Below are 15,852 nucleotides of genomic sequence, written 5' to 3'. Positions count from 1 at the left end.
CCATTATTTACCCCGCCCATTCCGTTCCACAATTTGTGGCACAGCTTTGCAGCCGTGAAAAGGGCGGAGTTAGCAAAGATGTCAGACGGTGATCCGCTCTAATGCGATGGCGCGCTTGCCCACTTCGGCGATCAGCGCAGGGACGACCCGCAGCGCCGAAACCGCATTGCGCAAGGCATCGGCCAGATGCGCCTCGTTCACTTGCGCACCCGCAACACGCCAGATCATGCGGCGGCTGACGCCGTCATCATAGATAACTTCGGTGCTGCCGTTGCGTGCTTTGCGAAAGCCAAGAAAATCTGCGCCGCCGTGGGGCGCGTGAAAGCCAGTTTGGTATCCCATTTTGGGTCTCTTTTTTATTGTACTGCCTCAATTACGCAACAAATGAGCGCGGCGCGCGCGTTCGTCAAGCATATGGAAACAATAAAGCAATCTGGGTGGTGGCGGCGTTTCAACTTTGCCACAGTGTTGCTGCTTGCCACAGTGTCAGACGGAAAGTTCGGCTGGTGGGCTGTCGAGCAAGCGGGCCAGGCGGCGGCACGCCTCTTCAATTTGCGCGCGGCTGTGGTTGCCGGGGATGGCCAAACGCACGGCATTGGGCGCGCGACCGTGGATCAACGCAAATTCATCAGCGGAGCGCAGCAAGACCCCTTCGTTTTCGGCCATCCGAGCGAAAATCGACGCGCGCCATCCCGACGGCAAACGCAGCCAGACAAAGGGCAGTCCGGGCTGCCACGACAGATCAAAGCGGCCCAACACGTTAACAACCGCCTCTAGCCGGTCCGAAAATCCGTCCTGCACGGCCGCGCGCAAACTGGCCGCGGCCCCGCTGTCCAACAGCTGCAGGCACAGATCGGACACCGGGCGGGCAAGGCCGAAAAAGCTGTGTTGTGCGGTCAAACGCCCGGCCTGGCCCATGCCGCTGGGGCAGACCACATAGCCAAGGCGCAGCGCCGCTGAGATGCTTTTGGAAAGGCTGCCGACATACCAAGTGCGGTCGGGGGCCAGCGCGCGCAAGGACGGAATGTCGCTGTGAGCGATGGAATAACAATCATCCTCTATAATCTGGATATCGTAAGCCCTCGCCATATCTGCGATTTCTTGGCGGCGTGACAATGGCATGCGCACGGTCGTGGGGTTTTGCGCCTCTACCGTCAGGCACAGAATTTGGGGGCTGTGACGACGGCAGGCTGCCTCTAGCGCGTCGGGGCGCAGGCCATCTGCGTCCACCTCCAGCGCTTGAACATCGGCGCGCGACAGGCGGGCGGCATGGCGAAAACCAGCGTAGGCCAGATCTTCGATCAACACCATCGGGCGGTCACCGCGCAGGCAGCATTGAAAAATCAGGTTCACCGCACTTTGCCCGCCATAGCACAGCGCGATATCATCGGCGCTAACGGGGCCAAAAACGCGGCCTTGCAACCAATCGACGACCGCGTGGCGCAAAGGTTCCTCGGCGCGCTGGCTGGGGTAATCAAGCCAATCGGTGGCGACCTGTTCGGTTATGTCGGCCATCGCGGCGGTAAAGGCGGCACCCTGCCCCACATCCGGCATGCGCGGTGATCGCATGTCGATGCGCCCAGCCAGATAGGCGGGATCGCGTTCGGCATAAAAGCTTTGGGTGGGGCCAAAACGCGGGGTGGCAGAGGCAACGAAGGTGCCGCGCCCAACGGTGGCGGCCAAAAGCCCTTCTTGGGTGGCAAGTTGATAGGCGCGCGACACGGTGCCGGGGGTCACCTTAAGTTGCCAGGCCAATTCGCGCACGGTTGGCAGTTGTCTGTCGGGGGGCAACGTGCCAATGCGAACCGCCTCGCGCAGCGCGCGCACCAGCGCCAAATATTTGGGGCCGGGGAATTGTGTCAAGTCTGGGAGCCAAGTTGTATTGGTCACAATGTTCCTCTGGCGCAATTTTTAACATTGTGCGACATTGTAACCCTACAGTCAATGCAGATTGTACCATTACAAATGAGGCGACCCATGACATATCAAACGCTTACCGCACAAAATAGCCTGCCCCCTTTGGCCGCTGTTGTTTTCGCGATCGCGATGGTCGTGTTGAAATGGGAACAACGCCAAGCCACCCGCCGTGCCTTGACGCGGTTGGATGCGCATTTACTGGCGGATGTGGGGCTGGCGGGTTGTGTGGCCCATGCCGAGGGGCGCAAGGCCTTTTGGGTCGACTGAGCAAACCGACACCTGCCGCATTAAGATACCGCTGCGCGATCGAAAAACCATTAGCCTTGCATGCCGGACCGCATACGGGGTTTTTTCTGTTTCGCAGAATGTTTGTCAAACCAGCAGCGCAAATCAGGCAGCATTTCCCAAACCAACACCCATCACACGATGCGCATTGAGCAAAGAAAAAGCGCAGTAAAAACTGCGCTTTTTGTTGTTTTTTGCTCGCGGTTGAAAGATCAACGCTTAGCTATTCGGATGGATAGAAAAACATATATTTCTCAACATGTTACAATGAAGCAAAAAATCCTGCTAACTAACTGCTACCGCTTTACGCTCACTGCGCTTGCTTTCGAATTCAGTTGTCCTTTTGGATTTCATCATATTTTCAATAGCTTCGTCAAGCTCACCACCAGCCGCTGCTGCATACAAAGCCTGCAATGCGCCTTCAACGTCAGCCAACGCTTTCACAAACACTGCGTTGCCACCCTTGCCAAGCACCAGCGCTTTGCTTCCATACTTGCACTGCACATACCAACCGCCGTCCTGTTCAAAAAACCACGCACGTACCTTGCGCATTCGCTCTGTCAGTACCTTTTCGCCGTCTTTGTTCCTCGCCCACGTTTTGCGTCTTACTTCATAGCTTTCTCCGTTCACTGCCGCTGCAGCCGCTTTCAGCTGTTCCTCAATGCCAGCCATTAGCTTTTGCCTGCGTTGTCGCATTGGGTCTTGCTTGCTGGTGCGGGTTACGGATTTGATGGTTAGTTTGGACAATGCAGACATGATTTTGCTCCTTGTGTTTCAAACACAAGTTTGCTGCCTATAGTCAAAAATACGATCAAAAACAGACCGTTGATGAAGTTCTTGTAGTTGTAGTGAAGCAAGCTTCACTTGCTTTGATGCAAGCGTCAATAATATGCTTTGCCAAACTAACGATGAGGTAAGGATGGAATGACAAACAGCTGGAACATACCAAAATGGCTCGAACAAGAAGTTAGAGCGCGCGACACAAAGTGTGTTTACTGTGGCGTCAACTTTACGCACAAAAGCCTTTGCAGAAAAACTACAGCAAGTTGGGAGCATATAATAAACGACGCAAAAATCGTAACACGAGAAAATATCGCGCTGTGCTGCTGTAGCTGTAATTCAAGTAAAGGTGCAAAGCCAGTTACTGAATGGTTCAAAAGTATTTTCTGTACTTCACGCAATATAAATCAAACTACAGTTGCCACTGTCGTTCAACTAGGCGTTGAAACCCAAACAAAAATCTAATCTATTTTATCCGATTTAGCCGTCAATCATTCAATGCTTTTAAAGCATACGCAACGCAATTTTTCGCGCAGCAAGCAACGCAAGTTCGTCTACTTGATCGTGCGTTAATCTATAAATCTCTTGCTCAACGACATCTATTTTTACTTCGTTGATTGTGCGCTTTACTGCAAGAAAACTGCCACCTATGTTGCGCAAACTGCGCGAAGTAACAACACATGGAAAATCATCAGCGCTGGAGCTTGGTGAGTTATTTGCGTCAAAATGCACGCTTCTGTCAAACCACATTTCAAGCGTACCATCGCCTTTTATATGATCGCTCAAAAACTCAACCAAGCGCTCAAATTGCGTGTCAGCAGCAGCAAACAATTTCTTCGCAGTTACTTTCCTTCCCCGCCTGCTAGCTGATTCCGCTTTGCTGTAAGTAAATACTGCCTGCTTCAGATGTTTTTCATACTCAACAATTATGTCCGGTTTGTTCTTCAAGTCCTTACGTATTTCTTGCTGCACACGCCAGTCGTCCACAAACCGTGCATATCCATCTACGCCCAGCAAAGTGCGCAATTGCCGATTTTGCACGTTTTCTCCGTCTCTAAGTCGCTTCAACACAACTGTCAGTTTTTCAACGCGTTTAAAGTCTGCTGTCATCCCACCCACCCTCATTTCATCGCACCACATTATCAGCCTTTGCTTCCAAAGCATAAATAGTTTGGGAGACAAATATGGAAAATGGCAAAAACTTTAGACTACATGTGCAGAAAGCGTACAACGAATATAGGCAGATGGACAATGATGGACAGGCTGCGGCTTTGAATTTGGTTGCAGAGCTATTGCGAAAAATGCTGCGGGATAGCAGCGGAAGAAGACATAGCCTGACCGAACTGGGTGGCACTACAAAAACTGGCACAGAAACGCGAACGAACACTGAAAAAGCACGCGCGAAACTGATACGCAAGTCAAACGCAGTAAGTCCTCAAGCACCCATCAAGCCAGTACAAACGACGAGCAAAAATGAATTACGTAGAACTTAACAAACAACACGACGAATTAGCGGGCTGGCTTGCAGCAACGGAATGGACAGTTTTTGGCACGCTGAAGTTTACAGACGGGCACAGCATAAGTGAGCACAAAGCAGAGGCTATTGTGCGCAAGTTTTTTAACAGCTTGGATAGGGCATATTTGGGGCGCAATTTAGTTGATGCAGGACATAGAATTGAGCGTGTTGTTTTTAAGCAGGTGGGAAGTAGTGGTAGCAATTTACACTACCATTTTGTTGCGCAACCTTGCGCTAACGCGGAACAATTTTGCGAGGCAGCTAAGTGCAAGTGGGACAAAGCTAGCAGCTTTACTATGGGATATGAGCATACGATAATTGAGCGAGCGCGAAGTGCAGCGAACACAAGTGGCTATGGACTGCACGAGTTTTGGAAGATTGGAAGTGACACACTTTGCTTACAAGCAACGTATATGTCGCAGTGCCATCCAAAAATTAAGCCAATCCAAAAGCTACGTTGTTTGCTCAAAATGCAAGCACAGAACGAGTGCATTAAAGAAAGTGCACTTTTGCGAGTAGCTATTGCTGAACGCAGGAAGAAAATAGCAGCACAGACTGCAACATACTGAAAAACGGCGATGCTGACTGATGTGTGAATGGCGGAGACGCTGGAGGTTGCAAACGCACGTTTGCAGCTAATCCTTAGTTTTTGCCAAATTCCCAAATACAAAACGAAAAAACGAAATTTTCGAACAGGAGTAAGATAGATGAAATTATTGAACTACACATACATGAAGCTGATTGAGATTGAAGAAATTGAAACAGCAGAAGAGCTTAGCAAAGATTGGTGCAGTAAGAACCGGAACTGGTTTGCATGGCAAAAACACGCAGGACAGGACTTTAGCTTAGACGCTGCAATAAACTGCTTGGCGCGAACGCGGCAGAGATTGGCTGAGCGAGAAGACACAGCAGGAAAGCGCGGGCTAGAAGAGCTTGAGCAATTGCTGAGCGATTACTTGCTGCGCAAACACAAAGTCGCAGAAATCGACGCGTTTAGGGCGTTAGACATGCCTGAGCACAGACTTGACATTACACAAATTTAGCTGAAGATTTGACCCAAATGCATTTATAGGGACAGACAAAAATGACAAATGTAGAAGACTTGATCAAGCAGCGCGACGAAATGGACGTACAAATAAAAGAAGCGCTCAAAAATCAACGTGCTGCGGACTTAAAGGATGTGTTGGCAAAATGCAAATTGCACGGTTTTACTGCAACTGAGATGCGCAGTGCAATCAAGCGCAAGCGCAAACCCAAAGTTGCTACTACTTAAGGTGTTGAGGCGATGAAATGTTAGAAATTCAGTAATATCTAACATCTTCACTAAACCGCATTTGATTACAATGAGTTAGCCTAATTGCCTTTTCAGGTCGTTTTCCAAAATGTGTGACATTACAATGAATTAAGACATAAACACACATTTTAGGTGAGATATGAAACAAGCAAAGCTACTGACGCAGCCGGAACAAAAGCGTGTTAACGCGCTTATTGATGCTCACCGCTACAGCGCAAGAAACCGTGCAATATTTGCCATTAGCTTTTTCGCAGGTTTACGCGCATGTGAGATTGCAGGACTGAAAGTGGGTGACGTGTTTGATGCGAACGGCGCAGTGCGCGACACGGTGTATTTGGCAGCAGCACAGACGAAGGGCGACGAGGCAAACACGGTGCTGGTGAGCAAGCGGTTGGAAAAAGCGCTGCTTGCATATGCAGCTGCATATCCACTCCACACAATCAAGCCAAACGCAGCACTATTTTTCAGTGCAAAGCGCGGCGGGTTTAGTGCGCAGACAATTGTAAACTTATTTGCACGCTTTTACGCGCTTGCTGGCATTAAAGGTGCAAGCTCACACAGCGGCAGACGACAGTTTTTGACAGAACTTGCAGACAAGGGCGTAAATGTGCGTGTCATACAAGCGCTGGCACGGCATAAGGACATCAGCACAACGCAGCGATATATTGACTACAACGAAAGCAAGTTGCGTAATGCGATTGAGCTTTTTGGATAGGCAGTTGCTGACGATTTTAAAAATAACAAAGGTTGAAAAATGAAGAAGAAATTTAGACACATTTTGAAAGCGGTGGCAAAGGATGGCGAACTGAGCGTTGAAGAAGCAATTAGTAGGCTAAGCACGAATGAAAATTCACATACTGACTTGTACCCTTTGTCTTTGTTGATTGAGGAAGGTTTTTTGGGTTTAACTTTTACGCCAGGTCAAATCTTAGGTGCTGAAAGAATGCGCGAATACAGTTTGGCGATTACGTTGCACATGTTACGCTTGCCAAAAAATGAAAACGGTATCGTAGAATATAATGGGATAACAAGCGAAGGCTCATTGAATGCAAAAGACGAAAAAGTGTTTATAAAGGCAAAAGGACAGCTACACTTAGACGAGTACGCACGCAAATGGGAAGAAAGAGCTGTCTATGTTTTACTTGGCGTATTTGTGGCAATTGGCACGCAATATTTGCGTCAAACATTGGGGTTAGGTTAGACAAGTGAAAACGCTTAAAACGACGCGAAATTAATTTAATCAGATAGTGATTTTTAATTCTAGCGATACAAATCATATCCGGTTTTTTCAATACCCCATGGTCTAAAAAATAGAAATCTTACGGTTTCCATATACAATTTTATGTTGATTCAACTGCTCACAGTGCCATTGAACTTTACAAACATGCGCCTAACGTGCTTGCCCCTTAGCAATCGCTAAAAATGCCTCATCGCTCAACTCACCCATTTTGTAACGACGCAACGCCTCAGCCATAAACGCATCATTCTGCATCATAGCGCCCTGCCCCGTATCAACTGCAACCTTTTTCCTGTTCGTGCGCGTAATCTGCTGCCTTCGTTGTTTTGACACAACATGGCTATAGTGCGTTTCAATCTGCTTTACTTTGCAGCCCATGTTGATGCTCAAGTCGTACACGCTCACGTCGCCCTTCTCTAAGCGCAGCGTAGCATATGTGTGCCGCAAGCTATACAAACTGCGCCTGTCGCCATCCCTGTCGTTCAGCAAGCCGTGTTGCCTGCCGTCAAACGCAATCGCCCGCAAATACTGCTGAAAGCTTTTGTTTAGGTCGCTAATTTGTGTCGCTTTACCTTCAGCGTCTGTTTTCTGTCCAAACCAAACCAAGTCGCTACTTAACTTATGTGGTGAAATTTTCCGCCATTCTTTAAGTGCATTATTTGCGCCCGTCTGTGCTTGGACAAATCGCGCTTGCCCTTTTTTCGTCGCCTTGCTCACCCGCACTTCCGCAATGCGTTCTTCTTCACCTTCAACTTCAATATCAAATTTTATGTCGCTCCAACGCATTTCCCGCGCTTCACCAACGCGCAAACCACTGTGCAGCAAGAACATGACAAAATAGGATAGCTGCGCACGATGTAATTTGTGCCATGCGTTCAATCCCTCGCTAGCAAAGCGTCCAACGCAGTCTCTGTAGCTGCGCAAGTTTCGCACCAGCACCAAGTACTCGCTCGCTGTATCAAAGCCAGCACGCCTGTTTTGTGTTTGTCCATTTACCGCAACACGCATCTTTACGATTTGCTGCATGCGCCCGCGTTCCATTGCATCATAGAAAATCTGATTCAGCGCACTTTGTTCCATCTGCAACGTTTTCAAAGCGGGCGTTTTCTTTGCGTTTGCAGTTCCCAGTGTTTTCGCACTTCGTCGTTTTGGATTGTAGCTTTGCAGCTTTACAGCTTTTGCAGTGCTCCAATAGCTTTTGCGCCAATCCCAATACCCAGCCGCATACTGTGCAGTTATGTCGTTTAGCAGCATTGAACTTTTGTCAGCATTCGAAAAATAGTCTTTGAAGTAGCGATTGAAATACATTTTGTGCCAACGCGCCCGATCCGTTTTCCACGTACCGTTGCGCAAATTGCGTTCGTACCAGTCGTTCCAGTGCTTCTCAAAAGTGTATTCGTCCAAGCTGTGACCAAGCCGCGCAGCCTGTTGCAGCCGTAGCAACTCGCTCTTCGCAAACTCGTATGCATCTTCGTAAATCGTAATCTTTGTGCTGCGTGTTACGTAGCCTTTGCGCCCACCAATCTTCAAACGCATGTACCAAGTTTGCAGACGGTGAGATTTTGAGTTGGGAACAGCTACAGCAAGATTGCGTTGAAACAGCACAAGTGCGCCGCCGTAGTGTTCCCGCTTGTTCTCGTAAAATGCCACAGCTTCTTACTCTTCGTCCCCAGCCTCGTTTGCCTCTGAATCCTCAAGCACTCGCTCCAAACGCTCAGCAATCGTTTCACCTTCATATGTCCAATACTGCCAACCATTTACAGTTTGCCATGTATAGCCGTCTCGTTGCAGCAGTGTCAGTGCCGACTTGCTTAGGCTTGTCTCTTGCCCTTCGAAAAATATTTTCTTTTCGTTGATTACCTGCGCACAAATTTGGCTATTGTTTGCATAGTTGATTATGTCTCCAACTTTCAGACCAGCGTCGGAGAGTTTGTATATTTTTCGGGGCTTCCGCGTTGCTTTTTCAAGCGCTTTCACGCCTTCTTCATCTTCCGCAATATCCCCTTTCGGCGTCACATCTCGTCCGCGCGTAAGCTTGAGTGCAGCTATTACACGCTGTGGGTCAATTTCAAAAAACTCTCGCGTGGTTCTTGTTCTGTGATCTGCAAACGCTTGGTGCACAAGCCGCTCAACTTCTGAATCATCATCCACCTCGACTGCGTACACACAGCGAAATGGCAATGGCACGCTTGTGTTGTCTAACTGACGTAGCCGCTGCACCAAATTAGTTGTCTTTCCAACCTTCACATAATTTTCAAAAGCTGGATTTGTTAGAACGTAAACTACTGCCATACTTGAATAATCCTAGCTTAAGACATGCTGTAAATGCAGTCGTTATGCTAAATCCGCTAAATCAATACGTCAATGAAATCAGTAAGCTGCTACAAATCTGCTATGCATGAAAAAAGGGCTGCAAAATATGCAGCCCTTTGTAATTGTTGAACAATTTGCTCGTTCGTAGTTAGCGCTTAGAGAACTGGAAGCTCTTACGCGCTTTGGCTTTGCCGTATTTCTTACGTTCCACAACGCGGCTGTCGCGGGTCAGGAAGCCTGCGGCCTTCAATGCAGCGCGCAAGGTTGGATCGTACAGCTGCAGTGCTTTGGACACGCCATGCTTTACGGCACCAGCTTGGCCAGACAGACCGCCGCCAGCAACAGTTGCCATCACGTCAAACTGGCCTTCAACGCCAGCAACGGTGAACGGCTGCGCAAGGATCATCTGCAACACGGGACGGGCGAAATATTCGGCCATCGTTTTGCCATTGACCACAACCTTGCCAGTGCCCGGCTTGATCCAGACGCGGGCGACCGCATTCTTACGCTTACCGGTTGCATAGGCGCGGCCGAGCTTGTCGCGCATGGGTTCACGCACGATGGCGGCTTTGACGGCGGCGGCAGGTGTATCGGCCACAGCGGCTTTCAGATCGTCGAGGGATTTGATATCAGACATGATCAAGCGCTCCGCGTGTTCTTGGGGTTCATCGCCGCAAGGTCGAGAACGGTTGGGCTTTGCGCCTCATGCGGGTGATCTGGGGATGCATAAACGCGCAGATTTGTCATCTGCTGTGCGCCAAGAGAGTTGCGGGTGATCATGCGTTCAACCGCTTTGATCACAACACGCTCTGGGTGGGCACCGTCCAGCACTTGGGCCGCGGTGCGGAACTTGATGCCGCCCGGGTGGCCAGTGTGCCAGTAATACCGTTTGTCCGCGCGCTTGTTGCCGGTCATCTGGATTTTGTCCGCATTGATTACGATGACGTTGTCACCCATGTCCATATGCGGTGTGAAAGTTGGTTTGTTCTTGCCGCGCAGGATACTTGCCACGATGGTGGCCAAACGGCCCAAAACGATACCTTCGGCATCGATCAGGATCCATTTCTTTGTAATATCCGCAGGCGTTGCGGTAAAGGTTTTCATCGTACACCCTTTAAGTGTTGCGGGGGCATGGCCCCGGTGTCGTTGGTGAGCTGTGTATCGGTGAAGAATGGTGCAGCGTCAAGCGGCGCTATGGCTAATTTATGTAAGTAAAACAATGGTTTGAAAAATAGGTACAATGATACCTCAAACGCTTAACGCAATTTGGGTGGTTTTGTGGGGTCCATGCCGGGGCGTGCGCCGGGAACCACCGGATCAACGGCCGCTGGTTGCGGCAGATCAAAGTGATGGCCCACGCGAGCAATGCGGGCGGCGATGGCCGCATCCGGGGCCATAAAGGTCACGTCCATTTCGCCCGCCTCGACGCCTGAAAAGGTCAGCGCCTCGCTGGCGGCGCGGGTCAGGGCGGCCTCGGCCCCCGATGCAGCGCCGATGAAGGCCAGCATGTGGCCGCTGCGACCATCATCGTATTTTACCGCAGCAAGAAACGCAGCCTGTGCCAACCCGCCTGCGCGGTGCAGTTTTGCGTCAAGCGCTGTCAGAAGGGCGGTGGGCAAGCCGCGCGGGGCCTCAAACGACACGGGCCGCGCGGTCACATCGGTGGGCGCGTGCGACAGGGTTTGCGACAGCCAGATCAACGCATCCGGGGCGACCAGAAATTCGCCCTGCCCCACACCCAGATTGACCCCCAGCGCCACGCCCTGCCCTGCCAGTTGCGCCGCAATCACCCGGCCCGGCAATTCGGCATAGGGGACAGGCCCATCGGACGCAGCGGCCAAGCGATCCTCGGTGTCATAGGCCAGCACAACCGACCCTTCATCAAGGTCCACCACAACGGGGCGCACATCGCCGCCCGCTGCCTCCTCCTCCAGCATCAGATATAGCATCCCATCGGCCAGTTGCGCGTAATAACGCAGGCGCGCCGCCTCATCCTCGGGGGCGTCCATCATGGCGGTATGGGCCGGGTCTAGGGGGCTTGCGGTGTTCATGATGGGTGTCCTGTGTTGCCTATAGGCTGGCCTAATGAGATGCGAAGGCGGGGGCAAGATGCAAGCGTGGCACACCCCCCAGCCTTTTGTGCAGCCCCAATTGCGGCGCGCCCCGCGCGGGCCTATGGAGGGCGCTACTGCCCTCATTCACAAGGCTGCCGCCCCGTGACCCCCGCATCCCCCTATCTGTCCCGCTATGCCTATGCTTTGTTGATCGGGGCCGCGATTGCCACGCTGGCCGTGACCTTTGCACCATCCACCTATTACGATGCGATCGAATGGCTGCCGTTTGACAGCGACCCCTTGCACCGATTGCGGCTGTTTTATCCGGGGTTCACGTTTGCGAGCGTGGTATCCAGCCTGCTGATGCCTGTGTTCGTGCTGCTGATTGCCAAAGAAATTTGGGAGGCGGTGGTGCTGGAGCATGGCGGGTTGCATGGCAAGCTGGCCGTGGCCCCATTGGCAATGGTGGCGGGTGCGATGCTGGCCGGGGCGGTGGTGTGGCAAGGGTTGACCGTTTGGCTGGAAACGGCCGAGGAGGCGGTGGACGCGACCGGCTGGGTCATGCCTTTTGGCAGCGATATGGTGCTGGCATTTCTGTTTGGTCGGATGATTTTTGGCAAAGCGCACCCAGCGCTGCAGGTTTTGCTGTTTTTGTGCATTTTGGATGGGGTGATTGGCCTGATCATAAGCGGATTTGCCACCCCGATTGAAGATAATTTACGCGCCTTGTGGTTGATAGTGCCCCTGGCCGCTGCCAGTTTTGGCTATGTCAAGCTTACACGGCCTTTGCAAAACCAAAGCATGACGGAACGCAAGCGGCAGCGCACGGGGCGGTTGTGGCCGTGGGTGGTGCTGGGGGTGTTGTCGTGGATTGGCGTGTCGGCCTCGGGCTTGCCGCCGGCCTTGGGGCTGTTGCCGTTGCTGCCTGCGATGCCACATGGCACCCGCAGCTTTGGCTTGTTTGCCGAAGCCGAAGGGTTTTTGACTGACCCGTTGAACCGGTTGTCGCATATGTTGATGGGTCCGGTGATCGTGATTTTGTTTTTGTTTGGGGTCACGCGGGGCGGCGTGGATTTTGCCGCATTTGGCCCGACAACAGTTGTGGCGGTGGGTGCGTTTTGGCTGGGCAAACCGCTGGGGCTGTTGGCGGTGGTTATGGTGCTGCGCGCTGTGGGGCGCGATTTGCCAAACCGGCTGGATTTGCGCGATATGTGTTATGTTGCGGGGTTGATGGGGATTGGGTTCACCCTGCCCTTGCTGTCGTTGGAAACCGCCCTGCCCGGCGGCGCCATGCAAGAGGCGGCGCGGCTGGGATTGGCGCTGACGCTGCTGGCCGGGCCCGTCTTGATTTTCGTGGCGCGCAAACTGCCGCCCAAACCGCGCATGGGGGGGAAACGTGCCCGCAATTAACCTTTTGCCATCCGTCTTTTTGTGCAAAAGTAAAAACGACATAATGCTGACAGAATGAGGATGTATTCCGCGTTTCAATGGGCGGGAGGAACCGCACATCATCGTTAACAAAAAAATACGATTTCTGGTATAAACTGGGAACAAGAGGCGGCCACGGAAAGCAGTTTGATGATCGCGTTCGAGAATGTGAGTAAATCTTTTTGGACCGGCAAGACCCGCAAGGTTATCCTTGACCGGGCATCGTTCAAAGTTGAGGTGGGCAATTCACTGGGCATTTTGGCGCCCAATGGTGCTGGCAAAACCACGATCATCAACATGATGGCTGGCCTTGAAAAACCGGATGAGGGCGAGATTATTCGCACCTCGCGCATCTCGTTTCCGTTGGGGTTCATGGGCGGGGTGATGAACAAACATTCTGGCACCGAAAACTGCCGTTATATTGCGCGGCTGTACGGGCTGGACCCTGATTATATGGAAAGTTTTTGTCGCTGGCTGGCTGGCATTAACGAATATTTTGACATGCCTGTAGGCACTTATTCGTCGGGCATGCGGTCGCGGTATTCATTCGCTTTGATGTTGGCCCTGGAATTTGACTTCTATCTGATTGACGAAGGCATGCCCTCCACCGGGGATGTGGAGTTTAACAAAAAAGCTGGAGCAATTTTGCGCCAAAGACTTGAAAATGCAACGATTATTGTGGTGTCACATCAAGCATCCACGCTGGAAAAATTCTGTCGGTCCGCCGCTGTGCTGCGCAATGGGCAGTTGTACATGTTTGAAACACTGGAAGAAGCGAAACGTCTTTATGACTATGAAGCTCACAGCTAAGCGGTTCCGCACCCGCCGCCCCGAATTTCCCGCAGCCCCTGCGGAAGGGCAAACGGGGCTGTTTGACAATGCCGATGACGGCTTTGGTCCGGGCAAATTTCCAACGGCGAACCCGGCAAATCTGTCGTCGCCCGCTGAAGTCGCGTCCGAGGCAACGATGGACAAGATCAAGCAAGAAGGCCTGACTGGCCGGCAATTGCGCATGGCGCGCAAACTGGCCCAAAAATACGGGCTTCCCGCCACATCAGATTTTGATGCGGTGCGCGTGTTGCGCGCGGCTGGGGTTGATCCGTTCCAACGCACCAGCATGCTGGATTTGGTGACATCGGGCGGGCGGCCTGTGCAAATGCCCGAATCGCGCGCCCTGACCAATGTGCCGCAAGGCGATACGGTGCAGCTGCCGCAAACCATAAAGCCCATTCAGGTCCCATCGACCGAAGCGCGGGCAGAGGTGAACCACGCGGCCGACATTATGAAAATTCAGCGCGATTTGTCGCGGCGGCGTCGGCGCAAATCCAGTCTGCTGATCGCGCGGTTGGTGTTTTTCGTGCTGCTGCCGACCGTTGTCACTGGCTGGTACTACTACATGGTTGCCACGCCGCTTTATGCGACCAAATCCGAATTTGTCATTCAGCAAGCGCAAAACCCGACGGCAGCGGCCGGCGGCGGTTTGGGGGGGCTTTTGTCCGGCTCGCCAATGGCCACATCCCAAGACAGCATCGCGGTGCAAGGCTATTTGCAATCGCGCGAGGCGATGCTACGGCTGGATGAGGAACATGAATTTCGCGCCCATTACAGCGAACCGGGTATTGACCCGATCCAACGATTGGAGCCGGACGCGACCTTGGAAGCGGCTTACAAGCTGTATAAACGCAATTTCCAGATCGCTTATGACCCCACCGAAGGCCTGATCAAGATGGAAGTGATCGCGACAACGCCTGAAAAATCGGTGGAATTTGCGAATGCGTTGATTGAATATGCCGAAGGCCAGGTCGATCATTTGACCCAGCGCTTGCGCGAAGACCAGATGGCCGGCGCGCGCGAAGGGTTTGAAGATGCCGAAGTCAAAATGATGGACAGCCAGCGCAAAGTCGTTGAATTACAAGAGAAATTCAAGGTTTTATCATCAGAGGTGGAGGTGACGCTGATCACCTCTCAAATTGGACAACTGGAAACCATTTTGAGCCAAGATCGGTTGTCGCTGCAACAAATGCAGTCCAATGCGCGACCAAATGCGGCACGGATGGACCCGTTGGAACGCCGAATTGCCGCTTTGGAAAGCGAAATCGCATCGCTGCGCGGCAGGCTAACACAAAGCGCAGATGGCACACAATCACTGGCCCAAGTGCAAAGCGAATTGTTGGTGGCGCAGGCCGATGTGCAGACCCGCCAATTGATGCTGGCACAGTCCATTCAATCTATGGAAACCGCACGGTCCGAGGCAAATCGGCAAACCCGCTATTTGTCGCTGTCCGTCAAACCAATTCCCCCGGATGAAGCGACCTATCCGCGCGCGTTTGAAAGCACCTTGGTTGCGGCGCTGATTTTTGCCGGCGTCTATCTCATGATCTCAATGACAGCGGCCATTCTGCGCGAGCAGATCACAGCATGATGATGGTGAAACAGGCCCTGCCCTCTTGGGTGGTGGCCTGTTTTATGAAGGAAGCCATGCACTTGCTGCAATGCGGCATTGCGGGATTGTCGGTTTTGCTGCGCAGCAGAATAGGCCATGTTGAGGAAAGATAATTATAACGCTTTCCAAAAAGGAGCCTTTCAATGGCTTTCACCAGCACCGCAAAACCAGAGTTTGTCTTATGAAGGTCCCAGCTTTTGTGCGAAACAAGAGCCACAGACAAGCATTTTGAAATGCTTGTCTGTGGTGGTGGTTGGATCGTTTAGAGCTTGGTCTTTGAGGACCGTATCAGAGTAAGATCAACCACCACCTTCGCCACAGGCCTGAACGGATACAGAGCGGCACGAAGCCCTCTAGGACAAGCATAGGATATGACGAAGATGCCCGATGATACCATTGGTATAGATATTTCCAAAGCCACTTTAGACATTCACCGGCTGAGCGACGGGAAGATGATGTCGTTTAGCAATTGCCCTGCAGGATTTAAGGCGCTTTCCAAGTTCTGCGCACAGACGACGGTAACACGCGTTGTTTATGAAGCAACAGGCGCTTACCACGGTGGGCTGGAGCGCGCCTTGGGTGCGC

20 protein-coding genes and 1 pseudogene are annotated in these 15,852 nt (G+C 52.0%); 11 read left to right on the top strand and 10 right to left on the bottom strand.

Going from position 1 to position 15,852, the window contains the following annotated elements; genetic code table 11:
- Nucleotides 1–81: 81 nt before the first annotated feature.
- Both BMY36_RS14740 and BMY36_RS14735 read right to left on the bottom strand, forming a co-directional pair.
- Nucleotides 82–342: a hypothetical protein gene (locus BMY36_RS14740; RefSeq protein ID WP_050518991.1), complete on the bottom strand. Its 261-nt coding sequence runs from the start codon at nt 340–342 to the stop codon at nt 82–84.
- Between the two features lie 144 nt (nt 343–486).
- Nucleotides 487–1,890, bottom strand: a complete 1,404-nt coding sequence (locus tag BMY36_RS14735) for an aminotransferase-like domain-containing protein (protein ID WP_050518990.1) — start codon at nt 1,888–1,890, stop codon at nt 487–489.
- Between the two features lie 87 nt (nt 1,891–1,977).
- Here BMY36_RS14735 and BMY36_RS14730 point away from each other — a divergent pair, with 87 nt between their 5' ends.
- Nucleotides 1,978–2,184 carry a DUF1127 domain-containing protein gene (locus BMY36_RS14730; RefSeq protein WP_231579675.1) on the top strand — a complete coding sequence of 69 codons (207 nt, stop codon included), beginning with the start codon at nt 1,978–1,980 and terminating at the stop codon, nt 2,182–2,184.
- A 303-nt stretch (nt 2,185–2,487) separates the two neighbouring features.
- Here BMY36_RS14730 and BMY36_RS14725 read toward each other — a convergent pair whose 3' ends face one another.
- Entirely contained in the window at nt 2,488–2,958 is a 471-nt protein-coding gene (locus BMY36_RS14725; RefSeq protein ID WP_074818846.1) for a hypothetical protein, read from the bottom strand.
- A gap of 528 nt (nt 2,959–3,486) precedes the next feature.
- Nucleotides 3,487–4,092, bottom strand: coding sequence for a hypothetical protein (locus BMY36_RS14715; protein WP_139194076.1), 606 nt, complete (start codon nt 4,090–4,092; stop codon nt 3,487–3,489).
- Between the two features lie 74 nt (nt 4,093–4,166).
- Between BMY36_RS14715 and BMY36_RS19555 the strand changes: the two genes are divergently transcribed.
- From BMY36_RS19555 to BMY36_RS14690, 6 genes are all read left to right on the top strand, one after another.
- Nucleotides 4,167–4,475 (top strand): hypothetical protein, encoded by a 309-nt coding sequence (locus BMY36_RS19555; protein WP_139194075.1) that lies wholly within the window; start codon nt 4,167–4,169, stop codon nt 4,473–4,475.
- The gene (locus tag BMY36_RS14710; protein WP_050518987.1) at nt 4,456–5,067 is read left to right on the top strand and encodes a hypothetical protein; all 612 of its coding nucleotides are present in this window, start codon (nt 4,456–4,458) and stop codon (nt 5,065–5,067) included. The genes BMY36_RS19555 and BMY36_RS14710 overlap by 20 nt, the downstream gene beginning before the upstream one ends.
- A gap of 138 nt (nt 5,068–5,205) precedes the next feature.
- Nucleotides 5,206–5,541, top strand: a complete 336-nt coding sequence (locus BMY36_RS14705) for a DUF6626 family protein (protein ID WP_050518986.1) — start codon at nt 5,206–5,208, stop codon at nt 5,539–5,541.
- Between the two features lie 41 nt (nt 5,542–5,582).
- Complete coding sequence (locus BMY36_RS14700; protein ID WP_050518985.1) at nt 5,583–5,771, top strand: hypothetical protein; 189 nt, start codon at nt 5,583–5,585, stop codon at nt 5,769–5,771.
- A 160-nt stretch (nt 5,772–5,931) separates the two neighbouring features.
- Nucleotides 5,932–6,507, top strand: a complete 576-nt coding sequence (locus tag BMY36_RS14695) for a tyrosine-type recombinase/integrase (RefSeq protein ID WP_050518984.1) — start codon at nt 5,932–5,934, stop codon at nt 6,505–6,507.
- A 39-nt stretch (nt 6,508–6,546) separates the two neighbouring features.
- Nucleotides 6,547–6,993 carry a hypothetical protein gene (locus BMY36_RS14690; RefSeq protein ID WP_050518983.1) on the top strand — a complete coding sequence of 149 codons (447 nt, stop codon included), beginning with the start codon at nt 6,547–6,549 and terminating at the stop codon, nt 6,991–6,993.
- A 189-nt stretch (nt 6,994–7,182) separates the two neighbouring features.
- On the opposite strand, the gene BMY36_RS14685 is transcribed toward BMY36_RS14690, so the two are convergent.
- The 5 genes from BMY36_RS14685 to BMY36_RS14665 form a co-directional block, all read right to left on the bottom strand.
- Nucleotides 7,183–8,679 carry a tyrosine-type recombinase/integrase gene (locus tag BMY36_RS14685; RefSeq protein ID WP_050518982.1) on the bottom strand — a complete coding sequence of 499 codons (1,497 nt, stop codon included), beginning with the start codon at nt 8,677–8,679 and terminating at the stop codon, nt 7,183–7,185.
- A 6-nt stretch (nt 8,680–8,685) separates the two neighbouring features.
- Nucleotides 8,686–9,321 carry a GIY-YIG nuclease family protein gene (locus BMY36_RS14680; protein WP_074818842.1) on the bottom strand — a complete coding sequence of 212 codons (636 nt, stop codon included), beginning with the start codon at nt 9,319–9,321 and terminating at the stop codon, nt 8,686–8,688.
- Nucleotides 9,322–9,490: 169 nt separating this feature from the next.
- Nucleotides 9,491–9,979 (bottom strand): 30S ribosomal protein S9, encoded by a 489-nt coding sequence (rpsI, locus tag BMY36_RS14675; protein ID WP_050518980.1) that lies wholly within the window; start codon nt 9,977–9,979, stop codon nt 9,491–9,493.
- 2 nt (nt 9,980–9,981) lie between these two features.
- Nucleotides 9,982–10,446: a 50S ribosomal protein L13 gene (gene rplM, locus BMY36_RS14670; RefSeq protein WP_050518979.1), complete on the bottom strand. Its 465-nt coding sequence runs from the start codon at nt 10,444–10,446 to the stop codon at nt 9,982–9,984.
- Nucleotides 10,447–10,598: 152 nt separating this feature from the next.
- Entirely contained in the window at nt 10,599–11,393 is a 795-nt protein-coding gene (locus BMY36_RS14665; protein WP_050518978.1) for an SseB family protein, read from the bottom strand.
- A 165-nt stretch (nt 11,394–11,558) separates the two neighbouring features.
- On the opposite strand from BMY36_RS14665, the gene BMY36_RS14660 reads away from it, so the two are divergent.
- The 3 genes from BMY36_RS14660 to BMY36_RS14650 all read left to right on the top strand — a co-directional run bounded on the left by BMY36_RS14660 (nt 11,559) and on the right by BMY36_RS14650 (nt 15,246).
- The gene (locus BMY36_RS14660) at nt 11,559–12,806 is read left to right on the top strand and encodes a Na+/H+ antiporter NhaA (RefSeq protein ID WP_175469306.1); all 1,248 of its coding nucleotides are present in this window, start codon (nt 11,559–11,561) and stop codon (nt 12,804–12,806) included.
- 168 nt (nt 12,807–12,974) lie between these two features.
- On the top strand, nt 12,975–13,634 hold the full coding sequence (locus BMY36_RS14655; RefSeq protein WP_050518976.1) for an ABC transporter ATP-binding protein: 660 nt from the start codon (nt 12,975–12,977) through the stop codon (nt 13,632–13,634).
- Nucleotides 13,618–15,246 (top strand): KpsE/RkpR family capsule polysaccharide export protein, encoded by a 1,629-nt coding sequence (locus tag BMY36_RS14650; protein ID WP_244888678.1) that lies wholly within the window; start codon nt 13,618–13,620, stop codon nt 15,244–15,246. The genes BMY36_RS14655 and BMY36_RS14650 overlap by 17 nt, the downstream gene beginning before the upstream one ends.
- Here the strand turns inward: BMY36_RS14650 and BMY36_RS19550 are convergent.
- Nucleotides 15,236–15,484, bottom strand: coding sequence for a hypothetical protein (locus BMY36_RS19550; protein WP_139194074.1), 249 nt, complete (start codon nt 15,482–15,484; stop codon nt 15,236–15,238). The genes BMY36_RS14650 and BMY36_RS19550 overlap by 11 nt on opposite strands.
- Before the next feature lie 154 nt (nt 15,485–15,638).
- Between BMY36_RS19550 and BMY36_RS14645 the strand changes: the two are divergent.
- Nucleotides 15,639–15,852, top strand: a pseudogene (locus tag BMY36_RS14645) (IS110 family transposase); the annotation flags it as partial.

Source organism: Pseudorhodobacter antarcticus (assembly GCF_900110135.1).
GTDB classification, from domain to species: domain Bacteria; phylum Pseudomonadota; class Alphaproteobacteria; order Rhodobacterales; family Rhodobacteraceae; genus Pseudorhodobacter; species Pseudorhodobacter antarcticus.
The sequence above is the reverse complement of the archived record's forward strand: the minus strand, read 5'-3'. Positions and strand labels throughout refer to the sequence as shown.